The following is a 15,704-nucleotide window of genomic DNA, read 5'->3' as shown; positions in this document are numbered from 1 at the left end:
GCGTCGCGGCGGGTTCGGGGGCGGCGGGCGGCGCATCCTGGCGTCCGCAACCGGCGGCCAGCAGCGCCAGGGCCATCGTCCCGATCATCCAGCACCGCATCGCGTTTGGTCCCTCGCCGCTTGCGCCCACGCAGGCTTTAGAGGCTTTTAGGCCCGGAACCGCAACCCATGGATTCCCCATGCCGACGCATTCGGACCGCACCCGCCTGATCGCTTCCGCCACGCGCCGGGGTCAGGGCCGCCGCCCGGTCAATCCCCCGCTGGAACGCGCCTCGACGATGCTCAACGACTCCGCCGCCGTCATGCGCGACGAGACGGACGGCCCGACCTATGGACTTTCGGGCACCAGCGCGGCGCGGCGACTTCGTCTTGCCCTGGCCGATCTGGAAGGCGCCGACGAGGTCTTCCTGGTTCCCTCTGGCCTGGCTGCGGTCACGGTTCCGTTGCTGGCCCTGCTGCGACCCGGCGACGAGGTGGTGACGACCGACGCCGTCTATGGGCCGACCCGCCGTTTCCTCGGCCGCTATCAGGCCGCGCGCGGCGTCACGACCCGGTTCCTGCCCGCCGACGCCGATGCGGCGACAGTTATTGCGGCGCTGGGCGACCGCACGCGACTGGTGCTGATGGAATCGCCCGCGTCCCTGACCTTCGACATGGTCGATGTGGCGGCGGTGGCTGCCGCCTGCCGCGCGCGCGGCGTGCTGACCGTCATGGACAACACCTGGGCGGCGGGCCTGGCCTATCGCCCCCTCGCCCACGGCGTCGATGTCAGCGTCCAGGCCGTGACGAAATATGTCGGCGGCCATTCCGACGTCTTGATGGGCAGCATCGCCGTCGACGCCCCCGCCTGTCGCCGCGCCATCGCCGACGCCATCGAGGATTTGGGCTGGCACGTCTCGCCCGACGACGCCTGGCTGGCCATGCGTGGCCTTCGCACCCTGCCGCTGCGCTATGCCGAACAGGCGCGTTCGGCCCTGAAGGTCGCCGAGTGGCTTCAGGCGCGCCCCGAGGTTTCGCGCGTCCTCTATCCGCCCCTGCCCGGCGCGGCCGGTCATGACCTGTGGATCCGCGACTTCACCGGCGCCGCCTCGCTGATGGGCGTGGTGATGAAGGGCGGCGACACGGCGGCGGGCGAGGCCTTCCTGGACGCCCTGACCCTGTTCGGCCTCGGCTATTCCTGGGGCGGGTTCGAAAGCCTGATCACGCACGAGACGCACCAGATGGCTTATCGCGCCCATCCGCCGGCGCTGGAGGGCGAACTGATCCGGCTGCACATCGGGCTGGAGGAGCCGGCCGACCTGATCGCCGATCTGGAGGTCGGCCTGGGCGCCTTTCGCGCCGCGCTCACCCTTCCTTAAGCGCGACGACGGACTGTCCGTCCGTGCGCGCCTCGCCCGTCCAACCCCCGGATGATTCGCCGCCGCTGTGGGAACAGCTGGCGGCCGGCTTCGTCGTCTTCATGCTGACCGGCGCCCTGATCGCGCCCGTGATCGCGCCGGACCAGGCCGAGACGCCGGTGCTGCGACTGATCTGGCTGCCGGTCTATGCGGTCACGGCCGGCCTTCTCGTCTTCCGTTTCGACAAGGTGATCCGCGCCTGGCCCGCCTGGCTGATGGTCGGCGCCCTGGTCGCCCTGGCCTATGTGTCCCAATACTGGTCGATCGACCCCGAAGTCACCGACCGCCGCGTCATCGCCATGGCGATCAACAGCGCATTCGCGGTCTATCTGGGGGCCGTGTTTCGTGGCGCCGCCCTGCCCCGCGTCCTGATGCACACCTGTCTGGTGATGGCGGTGGGCAGTCTGATCATGGTGTTCGCCTATCCCAAGGTGGGCGTGCACCAGTTCGACAACGCCGGTCTCTGGCGCGGCCTGTGGTACGAGAAAAACCAGATGGGCCTGGTCATGGTGGTCGGCGCGGTCTCTGCGGCCGCCTGTCTGGCGGCCGACCAGATCGCCGCCCATGGACGCAAGCCCTGGGCCGCGTTGCTGACCTTGATCCTGACCGTCATCCTGGTCCTGGCGACCCAGTCCAAGACCTCCCTGCTGTGCCTGATGATCGGCGTCGGCATGGTGGGCGGCTGGTGGGTGTTGAAGCAAGGCGGCGCGGCCGTGACCATTGTGGCGTTGTGGGCCGGAGTGGTCGGCATCGTCGGCGGCGGCTGGGCGTGGCACGTCGCCTCGGCCTCCATCCTCCAGGCCCTGGGCAAGGACCCCTCCCTGACCGGCCGGACCCTGATCTGGGAGGCCCTGATGCGCAAGGTGGCCGAACGCCCCTGGACCGGCTTCGGCTTCAGCGCCTTCTGGGGCGTCGACTCGGTCCCGGCGCGCGAAATCCGCATCCAGACCCAGTGGCCGGTGCCCAGCGCCCACAACGGCTGGATCGACCTTCTGGTGCAGTTGGGCTGGCCCGGCGCGATCGCGGTCGCGGCCCTGATCGTCATCGCCGCCGTCATGATCCTGGCCCGGACCAACGGCCTCGGTGCGCGCGAGGGCTATTGGAGCATCGGCTATCTATCGGTCTTCGTGGCGCTCAGCCTGTCCGAAAGCGTGCTGCTGAACCACGCCAGCCTGCCCTGGTCACTGATGCTGGCCATTCTGACGCGGGCCGTGACCTTCGATCCTGCACCGTTGCGCGCCCCGCTTGCTCGACCGGCCGCACGGGCCTACCAGAACCGGCCCCGAATCGCCTCAGACTATGTGAATGGCCGCCGACCTCTTCGCTTTTGACGACGAACCCGAAGCTCGCAAACCCGAGCCTTCCAAGCCTGTTGTGACGCCACCGCCTGCGGCTGCGCCCGTTGTGGCCCCCATACCTGCCCCCCCGCCTGTTCAGGCCACGGCGACCACGGCGGCCGCCACCGGCTATTCCGCCTCGTCCATCGAAGTGCTGGAGGGGCTGGAGCCTGTCCGCAAACGCCCCGGCATGTATATCGGCGGCACCGACGAACGCGCCCTGCACCATCTGTTCGCCGAAGTCCTCGATAACGCGATGGACGAGGCCGTGGCCCGCCACGCCAAGCTGATCACCGTCGATCTGGACGCCGAAGGCTATCTGTCCGTACGCGACGACGGGCGCGGCATCCCGGTCGATCCCCACCCGAAACATCCCGGCAAGTCGGCGCTGGAGGTGGTGATGACCGTCCTCCACTCGGGGGGCAAGTTCTCGGGCAAGGCCTATGAGACCTCTGGCGGTCTGCACGGCGTCGGCGTCTCGGTCGTCAACGCCTTGTCGGAACATCTGGACGTCACCGTCTGGCGCGACGGGTTCGAGTGGAAGCAGTCCTTCTCGCGCGGCCACGTCCTGGGCCCCATCCAGCAGGTCCAGCCCTCGAAGAAGAAGGGCACCCTGATCCGGTTCAAGCCGGACGAGGAAATCTTCGGCATGGGCGCGGCCTTCAAGCCCGCCCGCCTGTTCCGCATGGCGCGGTCCAAGGCCTATCTGTTCCGTGGCGTCGAGATCAAATGGACCTGCGCGCCGGACCGGATCACCGACGCCACCCCGACCCAGGCCCTGCTCCACTTCCCCGGCGGTCTGGCCGACGCCCTGGCCGACCGCATCGGCCAGCTTGAAACCGTCACCCCCACCTTCGCCGGTCGCGCCGAGCGTCAGGGCGAGGCGGGCGCCTTCGAATGGGCCGTCACCTGGTCGCCCATTGGCTTCGGCGAGGCCGACGGCTTCATCCAGTCCTACTGCAACACCGTCTCGACCCCCGACGGCGGCACGCACGAGGCGGGCTTCCGCGCCGCCCTGGTCAAGGGGCTGAAGGCTTATGGCGAACTGACCAACGAGAAGCGCGCGAGCATCATCACCGCCGAAGACGTCATCGCCAACGCCGGCGCCCTGATCAGCGTCTTCATCCGCAATCCCGAGTTCCAGGGTCAGACCAAGGACCGCCTGTCTTCGCCTGAAGGCGCGCGTCTGGTCGAACAGCTGCTGCGCGACCCGTTGGACCACTGGCTGACCGAAAGCCCCAAACAGGCCAACGCCCTGCTGGGCTTCGTCGTCGATCGCGCCGAGGACCGCCTGCGTCGTCGCAAGGACAAGGAGGTCCAGCGCGCCGCCGCCACCCGCAAGCTGCGCCTGCCGGGCAAGCTGTCGGACTGCAGCCGTCAGGCCGCCGAAGGCACCGAACTGTTCATCGTCGAAGGCGATTCGGCCGGAGGCTCGGCCAAACAGGCGCGCGACCGCACCACCCAGGCCATCCTGCCCCTGCGCGGAAAGATCCTGAACGTGGCCTCGGCCACCGCCGACAAGCTGCGCCAGAACGTCGAACTGTCCGACCTGGCCCTGGCGCTGGGCGTCCAGCCCGGCAATCGCTTCAACATCGACGATCTGCGCTACGAGCGGATCGTCATCATGACCGACGCCGACGTGGACGGAGCCCACATCGCCGCGCTGCTGATCACCTTCTTCTACCGCGTCATGCCCGAGACGATCCGCCAGGGCCGGGTCTTCATGGCCCTGCCGCCGCTCTACCGGATTTCGGCCGGCCCGCTCAGCGAATACGCCCGCGACGACGCGCACCGCGACGAACTGCTGGCCACCGTGTTCAAGGGCAAGAAGACCGAGATCGGCCGGTTCAAGGGCCTGGGCGAAATGATGGCGTCCCAGCTCAAGGAAACCACCATGGACCCGAAGAAGCGGACCCTGGCGCGCATCACCGTTCCCGACGCCGAATCCAGCGTCCAGGATCTGGTCGAGCGCCTGATGGGCAAGCGGGCCGACGCCCGTTTCCAGTTCATTCAGGAAAACGCGCAGTTCGTGAAGGAAGAACTGGACGTCTGACGCCATCGCGGCTCTTCCAACGAACGGCGACGCCTGACACAAGGGGGGCATGAGCACGACCGCCCCCTCATCCGCCGTCCTTGACGACCTGAAGGCCGCCCTGGGTTCCGGCGGCTGGACCCAGGACCCGGACGTCATCGCCCCCTTCCTGACCGAATGGCGCAATCGCTGGACCGGGAATACGCCGATCCTGCTGACCCCTCGGTCGACGGAGGAGGTCGCCCGCGCCGTGGCCATCTGCGCGCGCCAGGGCGTAGCCATAACGCCCCAGGGCGGCGGCACCGGCCTGGTCGGCGGCCAGGTTCCCTTCGGCGAAGTCCTGCTGTCGCTGAAGAAGATGCGCGCCATCCGCGACGTCACCCCGCTGGACGACGCCATGACGGTCGAGGCCGGTCTGACCCTGCTGGAGGCCCAACAGGCGGCGACGGCGGCGGGCCGCTATTTCCCGCTCAGCCTGGCGGCCGAAGGCTCGGCCACCATCGGCGGCGTGATCTCCACCAATGCCGGCGGCACCCAGGTTCTGCGCTACGGCATGATGCGCGATCTGGTGCTGGGGATCGAAGCCGTCATGCCCAATGGCGAGGTCTTCAACGGCCTGAAGCGGCTGCGTAAGGACAACACCGGCTATGATCTGAAGCAGCTCTTGATCGGCGCCGAGGGCACCCTGGGCGTCGTCACCGCCGCCACCCTGAAGCTGTTCCCCATCATGCGGTCGCGCGCCGTGGCCATCGTCGGTCTGGAAACCGCCGCCGCCTCGGTCGAATTGCTGGCCCGCGCCAAGGCCGAGACCGGCGGCGGGGTCGAGGCTTTCGAGCTGATGAAGCGCCTGGGCATGGAACTGGTGCTCAAGAACATTCCCGACACGCGCGAGCCGCTGGAATCGACCCCCGACTGGTACGTCCTGATCGAAATCGCCTCGGGCACGCCCGGCGGCGCCGAGGTCCAGCTTGAACGCCTGCTCGAGGTCGCCTTCGAAGAGGGTCTGATCAACGACGCCGCCATCGCCCAGAACGACGCCCAGCGCGCCGCCTTCTGGCGTCTGCGCGAAGAACATTCGGCGGCGCTCAAGCCCGAGGGCGGCGGCTGGAAGCACGATGTCTCGGTCCCCATCAGCCGCATCGCCGACTTCATCGACGAAGCCTCCGCCGCCGTGGACCGCTTCCATCCCGGCGCCCGCATCTCGGTCTTCGGCCACGTCGGCGACGGCAATCTGCACTACGACATCCTGCCGGGTGTCGGGCAGGACATCCCCGCCTTCATCGGCCGCTGGAAGGAAGGCTCTCAGGTCGTCCACGACGTCGTCGCCCGCTACGACGGCTCGATCTCGGCCGAACACGGCCTGGGCCGGCTGAAGACCGAGGAAGTGCGCCGCTACAAGTCGCCTCTCGAAATCGAAACCATGGCCGCCATCCGCCGGGCCATCGACCCCAACCGCATCATGAACCCCGCGGTGCTTTTCTGAAGCCACGCGTCCTCCCCACTTGTGGGGAGAGGGACCGCGAAGCGGTGGAGGGGCTCTTGAAGCCCCACAGACGATGGTGATGCGGTGAAGAGCCCTCCGTCTCTCCGCTGTGCTTTGAGCCACCTCCCCGCTCCGCAGGGAGGAGACGATGTCCCGTCGCCGCACCCGGTTCAAATCGTCGTCGAAGCGGCCTATGTGGGCGGCTTCGACACGGAGCCTTGTCTTGCTGATCGTTCTTTCCCCCGCCAAGCGACTGGACTTCACCCCGGCCGACCCGGCCCTGCCCGGTTCCGACCGCCGCTTCATGGAAGACACCGACAGTCTGGCCAAGACCGCCCGGCGTCAGACCAAGGCCGATCTGCGCCGGTTGATGGGGATTTCCGACGATCTGGCGACCCTGAACGTCGAACGGTTCAAGGCCTTCGAATCCGAATCGACCGACGGCGTTCAGGCCGCCTTCGCCTTCGCCGGCGACGTCTATGAAGGGCTGAAGGCGCGCGAACTGGACGCCGAGGCCCTGGACTTCGCCCAGGCGCACGTCCGCATCCTGTCGGGCTTCTATGGCCTGTTGCGTCCGCTGGACCGGATCCAGCCGTATCGGCTGGAGATGGGCACGCGCCTGAAAACCCGGCGCGGAAGCAGCCTCTACGACTTCTGGGGCGACCGCATCTCCAAACAGTTGAATGCCGACGCGGCCGACCAGCCCGATCCGACCCTGGTGAACCTGGCCAGCCAGGAGTATTTCGGCGCCGTGGACGCCAAGGCGCTGAACCTGCCGGTCGTCACGCCGCAGTTCCGCGAGGAAAAGAACGGCGAGACCCGCATCGTCTCCTTCTTCGCCAAGAAGGCGCGCGGCGCCATGACCCGTTTCGCGATCGACGAACGGGTGGAACGGGTCGAGGACCTGAAGGCTTTTGATCGCGACGGCTATCGTTTCGACAAGGCCGCATCGACCGACAGCGACTGGATATTCATCAGGTCGGGAAATTCTTGATCCCCGGCGCTCCATTCCGCTAGTCTCGACCGAAAGATCATAAGGGCGGACCCATGTCAGAACGGCCTCACTCCTCGACTGAAGACCAGGCCTCGCCGCTTCGCCAGATCGGCGACCTGTCCGGTCAGGTCGCGGTCGTCACCGGCTCCACCTCCGGCATCGGCCTGGCTCTGGCGCGGGCGGTGGCGGCGGCGGGCGGCGACGTGGTGCTGAACGGGCTGGGCGATCCGGCCGAGATCGAACGCACGCGCGCCGATCTGGAGAGCTCGTCCGGGCGGCGCGTCCTCTATCATCCGGCGGACATGACCCAGGGCGACCAGATCGCGGACATGGTCGCCTTCGCTCATTGCGAGCTTGGTCGGCTGGACATCCTGGTCAACAACGCCGGCATCCAGCACGTCGAATCCGTCGAGAACTTCCCTGCCGATCAGTGGGAGAAGATCATCGCCATCAACCTGTCCTCGGCCTTCTACGCCACGCGCGCCGCCATCCCGATCATGAAGGCCCAGGGGCGCGGTCGGATCGTCAACATGGCCTCGGCCCACGGCCTGGTCGCCAGTCCGTTCAAGTCGGCCTATGTGGCGGCCAAACATGGGATCGTCGGCTTCACCAAGACCGTGGCGCTGGAGTTGGCGCGCGACAACATCACCTGCAACGCCATCTGCCCCGGTTTCGTCGAGACGCCCATCGTGTCGAAACAGATCGCCGACCAGGCCCGCACCCGCAACATGAGCGAGGAGCAGGTGCTGACCGACGTCATCCTGGCCGCCCAGCCGACCAAGCGGTTCGTGACGACCGAGGAGTTGACCGGAATCTTCCTCTATCTGGTCAGCGATCTGGGCGCCTCGGCCAACGGCGCAAGCTTCTCCATCGACGGCGGCTGGACCGCACAATAAGGTCTGATAGGCAGGGGCAGACGCGGGGGCGACATGGCGATCTTCAGACGCAAGCCCCCCCAACCGGCGGACACGACCGCTCAGCCACCCGGCAAACGACCGATCTGTCTGGCGCTTCAGGGGGGCGGCGCCCACGGCGCCTTCCAGTGGGGCGTGCTGGATCGATTGCTTGAAGATGACCGGCTCGACGTTCGCGCCATCTCGGGCGTCTCGGCCGGCGCGATGAACGCCGCCGCCCTGGTGTCCGGCTTGGCCGCGGGTGACGGCCGGGCCGCCCTGGACAGGCTGTGGCGCGAGGTGAACCAGTCGGGCGGTCGCAACGTCTTCGGCGACAGCGCCATCTGGAATGCCGCCCAGCCGCCGGACTGGATGAAGGACAATCTCTTCTGGCGCGCCGGCGAGACGCTGGCCCTGTCGATGAGCCCCTATGAATTCAATCCCCTGAACCACAATCCTCTGAAGCGGGTTCTAAAGGCCGCCGTCGACTTCGGCGCCGTCCAAGCGTCCGACATCAAGCTGTTCGTCGCCGCTACGGCCGTGCGTCAGGCCCGGGCGCGAGTCTTCACCTCCGCCGAGATCAACGCCGACGTGCTGATGGCGTCGGCCTGTCTGCCGCACCTGTTCCAGGCGGTCGAGATCGAAGGCGAACCCTATTGGGACGGCGGCTATCTGACCAATCCGCCGCTGTGGCCTCTGACGGGCGAGGATACGCCTGACGACGTGCTTCTGGTCACCCTGAACCCCATGGCTCGCGACGAAACGCCCCGCAGCGCATCCGACATCATGGACCGACTGAACGAGATCGTCTTCAACGCCCCATTGGTCGCCGAGCTTCGCGCCATCGCCATCGCGGGTGAGATGATCGGTCAGGGTCAGATCGATGTGGGCGGCCAGGGGCCATATCGCCACGTTCGCATGCACGCCATCGAGGCGGATCGCTGGCTGTCGGACCTGTCGCTGCGGACCAAGTTCAACACCGAATGGAGCTTCCTGAACGACCTGAAGACGCGCGGTCGCGCCGCCGCCGACGAATGGCTGGACAGTTGTCTGGGCGCCGTCGGGCGTCACGCCAGCGTCGATATGCAGGCCCGCTTCGGTTAGCCGACGAAACCGGCGGCCCGTCGCAGGCGGTCGTTGATGGCCTCGCCCAGTCCCGTCGCCGGGATCGGCGACACGGCGATGCCGACCGGCCGGGTGCGATCCGCCTCGCGCAGCAGCCGAAACAGATTGGCCGCCGCCTGCGCCAGATCGCCGTTAGGGCTCAGGCTCCAGCGCGCCTCGCCCACACCGGGGCCGAACCCCAGCAGGATTTCGCCCGGCCTTGCGGCGTCCGCTGCAATCCGCACCGGAGCGTCCGGCGCATAGTGCAGCGCCAGCCGTCCTGGAGAACGGCGCCCCTCCCCGCTGTCGGCGAGAGGCCCGACCACGGTCTCGATCTGGGCCCGCGTCACCGCGCCGGGCCGCAGCAAGGCGACACGGCCGTCCAGCACCGACACGACCGTGCTTTCCAGCCCCACCTGACACGGCCCGCCATCGACGGCGGCGGCGACGGCGAAACCGGTCTCTTCCACCGCATCGTCGAAGGTCGTAGGGCTGGGCCGTCCCGAACGGTTGGCGGAAGGCGCCACGACCGGCCCGCCGAACGCCGCCAGAACCGCCCGAGCCATCGGATGGGCCGGAACGCGGATCGCCACGCTGTCCAGACCGGCGCGAGCCAGGTCGCAGACCCGCCCTGCATCCCGAGCAGGCGCCACGATCGTCAGCGGTCCCGGCCAGAAGGCGTCGGCCAGAGCCTGCGCCCTGGCGTCGAACACGGCGATCTCCGCCGCCGCCGCCGCATCCGCGACATGCGAGATCAACGGATTGAACCGCGGCCGGCCCTTGGCTTCGAAGATCGCCGTGACCGCCTTCGGATAGCCGGCGTCGGCGCCCAGGCCATAGACCGTCTCGGTCGGCAGCAGGATCAGCGCCCCGGCCTTCAGGGCGTCTGCGGCCTCTTGCGGAGTCGCGCTCATGGTCGGCGCGGGATCAGCGGGATCATCCGGTGCAGCACATTGTCCCGGTCGATGAACTGATGCTTCAGCGCCGCCAGGACGTGCAGGACGATCAGGACATAAAGCCCCTTCACCGCCAGGCCATGGACGGCCATCAGGCCGCGCGCCGCCTCTCGCCCCCCGCCGATGGGCAGCAACGGCCATTCGAACAGGCCGAACCATTGAATGTCGCGACCGCCGGCCGAAGACGCCAGCCAGCCGGTCATCGGAATGACGATCAGCGCCAGATAGAACAGCACATGGGTCGCCCGCGCCGCCAGCCGCTGCCAGCGCGGCAGGTCGGACGGCAGGGCGATGGCGGGATTGGCCAGACGCCAGCCGATGCGGACCAGCGTCGCCACCAGGATCGTCAGACCCAGCGACTTGTGCAGCATGACGAACTGGCCAGACAGCGGCCCCTGGGTATTCTCGTGCGCCGTGATCAGCAGCACCTGGATCAGGACCGCCGCCGCGATGCCCCAGTGCAGAACCAGCGACACGGTCGAATATCGATTTCGCGGTTCGCCCATGGCTTCCCTTCCGTGACGGCACTACGTCACCTTGCGCAGAGACGGGGCGCGTCGCCAAGACGCTTGCGACACCCCGCCTCGACGCGGCACTTAGGCCGCAAAGACGATTGAGGAAACCCATGACCTACCGCGCGCCCGTTCGAGACCTGGCCTTCACCCTGGAAGCCGTCGCCGGCATGGCCGACGTCGCCGCGACCGGCGCCTTTCCCGACTATGACGCCGACGTCGCCGCCGCCGTGATCGAGGCCGCCGGCCAGTTTTCCGAAGAGGTGCTGGCGCCCCTGAACCGCATCGGCGACCAGCAGGGCTCGACCTACGCCAACGGCGCCGTCACGGCCGCGCCGGGTTTCGCCGACGCCTATCGCCAGTTCGCCGCCGGCGGCTGGACCGGCCTGTCCGCCCCGGTCGAGGCCGGAGGCCAGGCAATGCCCAAGGCGCTGGAGCTGGCCGCCTATGAGACCGTCCACGCCGCCAACATGGCGTTCGGCCTGTGCCCCATGCTGTCGCTGGCCGCGATCGAGGCGTTGGAGCAGGTCGGCACGCCCGAGCAGAAGTCGAAATACCTGACCAAACTGGTCACCGGCGAATGGACCGGCGCCATGGTCCTGACCGAGCCGGGCGCCGGGTCGGACCTGGGCGCCTTGACCGCAACCGCCACGCCGACCGGCGATGGCACCTATGCGCTGAACGGCCAGAAGATCTTCATCACCTGGGGCGATCACGACGCCACCGACAACATCGTCCACCTGGTGCTGGCCAGACTGCCCGACGCGCCCAAGGGGCCCAAGGGGATCAGCCTGTTCCTGACGCCCAAGTTCGCGGTCAAGGATGACGGAAGCCTGGGCGACCGCAACGCCTTCCGCCCGGTCGGGATCGAGCACAAACTGGGCATCCACGCCTCGCCCACCTGCGTCATGAGCTATGAGGGCGCCCGCGCCGAACTGGTCGGGCAACCGAACCAGGGTCTGGCCCACATGTTCGTCATGATGAACGCCGCCCGTCTGGCTGTGGGCGTCGAGGGCGTCGGCGTCGCCGAACGCGCCTATCAGCACGCCCTGGCCTATGCGCTGGAACGTCGTCAGGGTCGCTCGGTCTGGACCGGAGAGGCCAATGCTCCGATCTTCGATCACCCAGATGTGCGCCGGATGCTGGGTGTCATGAAGGCCAAGATTTCGGCCGCCCGCGCCATATGCCTATCCACCGGCGTCGCCGCCGATCTGGCGCGACACGCGGCCACGGAAGAGGAGCGCCGCCGCTGGAAGGGCCGCGAAGACCTGTTCACCCCCATCGCCAAGGCCTGGTCCACCGACATCGGGTGCGAGGTGGCCTCGATGGGCGTGCAGGTCCACGGCGGCATGGGCTTCATCGAGGAGACCGGCGCGGCCCAATACTATCGCGACGCCCGCATCGCTCCGATATACGAAGGCACCAACGGCATCCAGGCCATGGACCTGGTCGGGCGCAAGCTGTCGATGGACGGCGGCGAATCGGCCAAGGCCCTGATCGCCGATATGAAGGCGACGCTCGCCGACCTCGGCGCGGTCTATTCCGGCAAGCCCGTCGAACGGTTCGCCACGGCCATCGAGGCGGTGGAGGACGCCACCCTGTGGCTGCTGGACCAGAAGGCCGATGCGAATGCGGCGGCCGACGTGCTGGCCGCCGCCGACGCCTATCTGAAACTGCTGGGCGACGTCGTCGGCGGCTGGATGCTGGCCAAGGGCGCGTTGGCGGCCAAGGCCCGGCTGGACGCCAAGGACGGCGATCCGGCCTGGCTGCAGGGCAAGCTGGACCTCTACGAAATCTACGCCGCCAATGTGCTGGGCCACGTCTCCAGCCGCCTGGCGGCCGTGGGCCAGGGCGGCGCCTTGCTGCAACGCCTGTCGGTCGAGGCGCTGGCGGGCTGAACCGCTTGCCGCCTCATTGACCTTCGTCGTCGGAGGCCCGCAAGGTGCGGCCTTCGACCTTCAAATGCGGGAGCGACCGATGAACCGTCGGCAAGTGATCATGTCCACGGCAGCCACGGCCTTGGCCGCCTCGGCCGCCCCCGCCCTCGCCCGCCAACCTGCCGGAGCCTCGATGCCCCAACCGCCCGTCGCCAAGAAGATTCCCGTCGTCATCGAACAGTTGGGCCGCACCCGCACCGACGACTATCAATGGATGAAGGACGATAACTGGCAGGCGGTTCTGCGCGACCCGACCCTGATCAAGGCCGAGGTCAAGGCGCATCTGACGGCCGAGAACGCCTATCGCGAGGCCATGATGGCCTCCACCCTGCCGTTGCAGCAGACGATGTTCGCCGAGATGCGCGGCCGGATCAAGGAAGACGACAGTTCGGTCCCCGCGCCGGACGGCGGCTGGAACTACTACGTCGAATACAAGACCGGCGATCAGCACCCGCGCTATATGCGGGTCGAACGCCAGGGCACATGGATGGTGGACGGCCAGCCGGTCACGAAAAACTTCGTCATGGCTCCAACCCCGCAACTGCTGCTGGACGCCAATGTCCTGGCCCAGGGCAAGGCTTACTCGGAGGTGTCGGCCGCCTCGCACAGCCCCGACCACACCCTGTTCGCCTATGCCGAAGACGCCCAGGGGTCGGAGGTCCACAAGATCTACGTCAAGGACATAGCCACGGGCGAGGTTCTGCCCGAGGTGATCGACAGCGCCACCGGCGACTTCGTCTTCTCGCCCGACAGCCAGTGGATCTTCTGGACCAATCGCGACGATAACGGCCGCCCGGACAAGATCTTCCGTCGCCCGGCGCGCGGCGGCGAAACCACACTGGTCTATGAAGAGGCCGACGACGGCATGTTCATCGGCGTGGGCCGCACCGCCGACGATCAGTTCATCCTGATCGGCATCCAGAACCAGGAAACGTCAGAGGCCCGCTACATCCCCGCCGCGACACCCACGGCCGAGCCGGTGGTGCTTGAGCCGCGCGTCGTCGCCATTCGCTATGACGCCGATCACTGGGGCGACCGCTGGGTGATCCGCACCAACGCCGACGACGCCATCGACTTCAAGATCGTCCAGGCCCCGACCGCCACGCCGTCGAGGGCGAACTGGACCGATCTGGTCGCCCATACGCCCGGCCGCTTCATCGAAGGGCTGGACCTGACCTCCGGCCATCTGGCCCGCCAGGAACGCGCCGACGCCAACACCCGCATCATCATCCGCGACCGGGCCGGCGACGAGCATGAGATCGCGGTCAACGAGCCGGCCTTCGCCCTGTCGCTGGCCGGGGCGTCGGAGTTCGACACGACGACCACCCGCTACGCCTACAATTCGCCGTCCACCCCGACCCAGACCTTCGACTACGACATGGGGACGCGCGAACGGACGCTTCGCAAGACCCAGCAGATTCCGTCCGGTCACAACGTCGAAGACTATGTCGTCGAACGGCTGAACGCTCCGGCCTCCGATGGTCAACTGGTGCCGGTCACGGTATTGCGCCGCAAATCGACCCCGGTCGACGGCTCGGCGCCGCTGCTGCTCTACGGCTATGGCTCCTATGGCATTCCCATGCCAGCCAGCTTCTCGACCAACCGGCTGTCGCTGGTGGATCGCGGCTGGATCTACGCCATCGCCCATATCCGGGGCGGATCAGACAAGGGCTGGGGCTGGTTCCTCGACGCCCGGAAGATGACGAAGAAGAACACCTTCACCGACTTCATCGCGGCCGCCGAACATCTGATCGACCGCAAATACGCGACGACCGGCCACATCGTCGCCCAGGGCGGATCGGCGGGCGGCCTGCTGATGGGCGCCGTCACCAATATGCGGCCCGACCTGTGGGCCGGCGTGATCGGCCAAGTGCCCTTCGTGGACGTCATCAACACCATGAGCGACACCTCCCTGCCGCTGACGCCGCCCGAATGGCCCGAATGGGGCAATCCGATCGAGGATGCGGACGCCTACGACTATATGCTCAGCTACAGCCCCTACGATCAGGTCGCGCCGAAAGCCTATCCGGCGGTGCTGGCCACCGGCGGCCTGTCCGATCCGCGCGTCACCTATTGGGAGCCGGAGAAGTGGGTCGCCAAGCTGCGGCCCGCCACGACCTCGGGCAAGCCGGTGCTGCTGAAGATCAACATGGAGGCCGGCCACGGCGGCGCGGCCGGGCGGTTCGACTATCTGAAGGAGGTCGCCCACGACTACGCCTTCGCCGTCTGGGCCATAGAAAAGGGTTGGAAGACCGCGTGAGCGCGCCCACGGTCCGCGACGCCCGTCCCGACGACATCGCCCCTATCACCGCCATCTACGCCGAGAGCGTCGCGAACGGGCTCGGCACGTTCGAGTTGGAACCGCCTGACCAGGCCGAGATGGCGTCACGTCTGGCGGCGGTCGAAACCCTGGGTCTGCCCCGCCTGGTCGCCGAAATCGGCGGCCGGGTCGCCGGCTACGCCTACGCCGCGCCGTTCCGCACGCGCCAAGCCTATCGCTACATGGTCGAGGACTCGATCTATGTATCGCCATGGGCGCGCGGACAGGGCGTCGCCGGCGCCCTGCTCGATAGTCTGATCCAGCGCTGCGAGGCGATGGGGCTTCGTCAGATGGTCGCGGTCATCGGCGATTCGGAAAACCTCGGCTCCATCGCCCTGCACCGAGCCTGCGGCTTCCTTGACGCCGGCGTCTTCAAGGCGGCCGGATGGAAGCACGGCGACTGGCGCGATGTGGTCTTCATGCAGCGGGCCTTGGGCCAGGGCCGAAATTCGTCGCCGGACGCGCCAGGCCTTCCGTTGGTGGACAAGAAGCCCGGCTAAGCCTGCGACGACGCCACGGGCCGGTTCGACCGATCATCCCTGTGCCGCACCGCCTCATAGCCGAGCAGCGCCACGCCGATGACGAACATCAGCCCGCCGGCGATCAGCACCAGTCGGACATGCCGGTGCAGGTGATAAAGCATCTCGCCGATCATCGACGGTCCCGCGCCATCTCGGATCGTGCCAAATCGATCCGTTCCGTTCACCTTAACGCAAAAGTCGCGCCTGGCGGAATCGCA

At 67.7% G+C, this 15,704-nt stretch carries 13 protein-coding genes; 10 read left to right on the top strand and 3 right to left on the bottom strand.

Annotated elements, in window-relative coordinates:
* The first annotated feature begins 179 nt into the window (after positions 1-179).
* From metC to RTU05_RS05620, 7 genes are all read left to right on the top strand, one after another.
* On the top strand, positions 180-1,358 hold the full coding sequence (metC, locus tag RTU05_RS05650) for a cystathionine beta-lyase (protein ID WP_312596467.1): 1,179 nt from the start codon (positions 180-182) through the stop codon (positions 1,356-1,358).
* 23 nt (positions 1,359-1,381) lie between these two features.
* Complete coding sequence (locus RTU05_RS05645) at positions 1,382-2,728, top strand: O-antigen ligase family protein (protein ID WP_312596466.1); 1,347 nt, start codon at positions 1,382-1,384, stop codon at positions 2,726-2,728.
* Positions 2,703-4,787 (top strand): DNA topoisomerase IV subunit B, encoded by a 2,085-nt coding sequence (locus RTU05_RS05640; protein WP_312596465.1) that lies wholly within the window; start codon positions 2,703-2,705, stop codon positions 4,785-4,787. The genes RTU05_RS05645 and RTU05_RS05640 overlap by 26 nt, the downstream gene beginning before the upstream one ends.
* A gap of 49 nt (positions 4,788-4,836) precedes the next feature.
* Positions 4,837-6,249, top strand: a complete 1,413-nt coding sequence (locus RTU05_RS05635; protein WP_312596464.1) for an FAD-binding oxidoreductase — start codon at positions 4,837-4,839, stop codon at positions 6,247-6,249.
* Positions 6,250-6,472: 223 nt separating this feature from the next.
* On the top strand, positions 6,473-7,243 hold the full coding sequence (yaaA, locus tag RTU05_RS05630; protein ID WP_312596463.1) for a peroxide stress protein YaaA: 771 nt from the start codon (positions 6,473-6,475) through the stop codon (positions 7,241-7,243).
* A 53-nt stretch (positions 7,244-7,296) separates the two neighbouring features.
* On the top strand, positions 7,297-8,139 hold the full coding sequence (locus RTU05_RS05625; protein WP_312596462.1) for a 3-hydroxybutyrate dehydrogenase: 843 nt from the start codon (positions 7,297-7,299) through the stop codon (positions 8,137-8,139).
* Between the two features lie 33 nt (positions 8,140-8,172).
* Positions 8,173-9,240 (top strand): patatin-like phospholipase family protein, encoded by a 1,068-nt coding sequence (locus RTU05_RS05620; RefSeq protein ID WP_312596461.1) that lies wholly within the window; start codon positions 8,173-8,175, stop codon positions 9,238-9,240.
* Here the strand turns inward: RTU05_RS05620 and RTU05_RS05615 are convergent.
* Positions 9,237-10,154 (bottom strand): L-threonylcarbamoyladenylate synthase, encoded by a 918-nt coding sequence (locus RTU05_RS05615; RefSeq protein ID WP_312596460.1) that lies wholly within the window; start codon positions 10,152-10,154, stop codon positions 9,237-9,239. The genes RTU05_RS05620 and RTU05_RS05615 overlap by 4 nt on opposite strands.
* Positions 10,151-10,702: a cytochrome b gene (locus tag RTU05_RS05610; protein ID WP_312596459.1), complete on the bottom strand. Its 552-nt coding sequence runs from the start codon at positions 10,700-10,702 to the stop codon at positions 10,151-10,153. The genes RTU05_RS05615 and RTU05_RS05610 overlap by 4 nt, the downstream gene beginning before the upstream one ends.
* Positions 10,703-10,821: 119 nt before the next feature.
* On the opposite strand from RTU05_RS05610, the gene RTU05_RS05605 reads away from it, so the two are divergent.
* From RTU05_RS05605 to RTU05_RS05595, 3 genes are all read left to right on the top strand, one after another.
* The gene (locus tag RTU05_RS05605; RefSeq protein ID WP_312596458.1) at positions 10,822-12,606 is read left to right on the top strand and encodes an acyl-CoA dehydrogenase; all 1,785 of its coding nucleotides are present in this window, start codon (positions 10,822-10,824) and stop codon (positions 12,604-12,606) included.
* Between the two features lie 79 nt (positions 12,607-12,685).
* Complete coding sequence (locus RTU05_RS05600) at positions 12,686-14,905, top strand: S9 family peptidase (protein WP_312596457.1); 2,220 nt, start codon at positions 12,686-12,688, stop codon at positions 14,903-14,905.
* Positions 14,902-15,465, top strand: a complete 564-nt coding sequence (locus RTU05_RS05595; protein WP_312596456.1) for an N-acetyltransferase family protein — start codon at positions 14,902-14,904, stop codon at positions 15,463-15,465. The genes RTU05_RS05600 and RTU05_RS05595 overlap by 4 nt, the downstream gene beginning before the upstream one ends.
* On the opposite strand, the gene RTU05_RS05590 is transcribed toward RTU05_RS05595, so the two are convergent.
* Positions 15,462-15,620, bottom strand: a complete 159-nt coding sequence (locus tag RTU05_RS05590; RefSeq protein WP_312596455.1) for a hypothetical protein — start codon at positions 15,618-15,620, stop codon at positions 15,462-15,464. The two genes, RTU05_RS05595 and RTU05_RS05590, sit on opposite strands and share 4 nt — an antisense overlap.
* Positions 15,621-15,704: the final 84 nt, after the last annotated feature.

The sequence above is a fragment of the Brevundimonas sp. genome (assembly GCF_032017145.1).
GTDB lineage: Bacteria > Pseudomonadota > Alphaproteobacteria > Caulobacterales > Caulobacteraceae > Brevundimonas.
The sequence above is the reverse complement of the archived record's forward strand: the minus strand, read 5'-3'. Positions and strand labels throughout refer to the sequence as shown.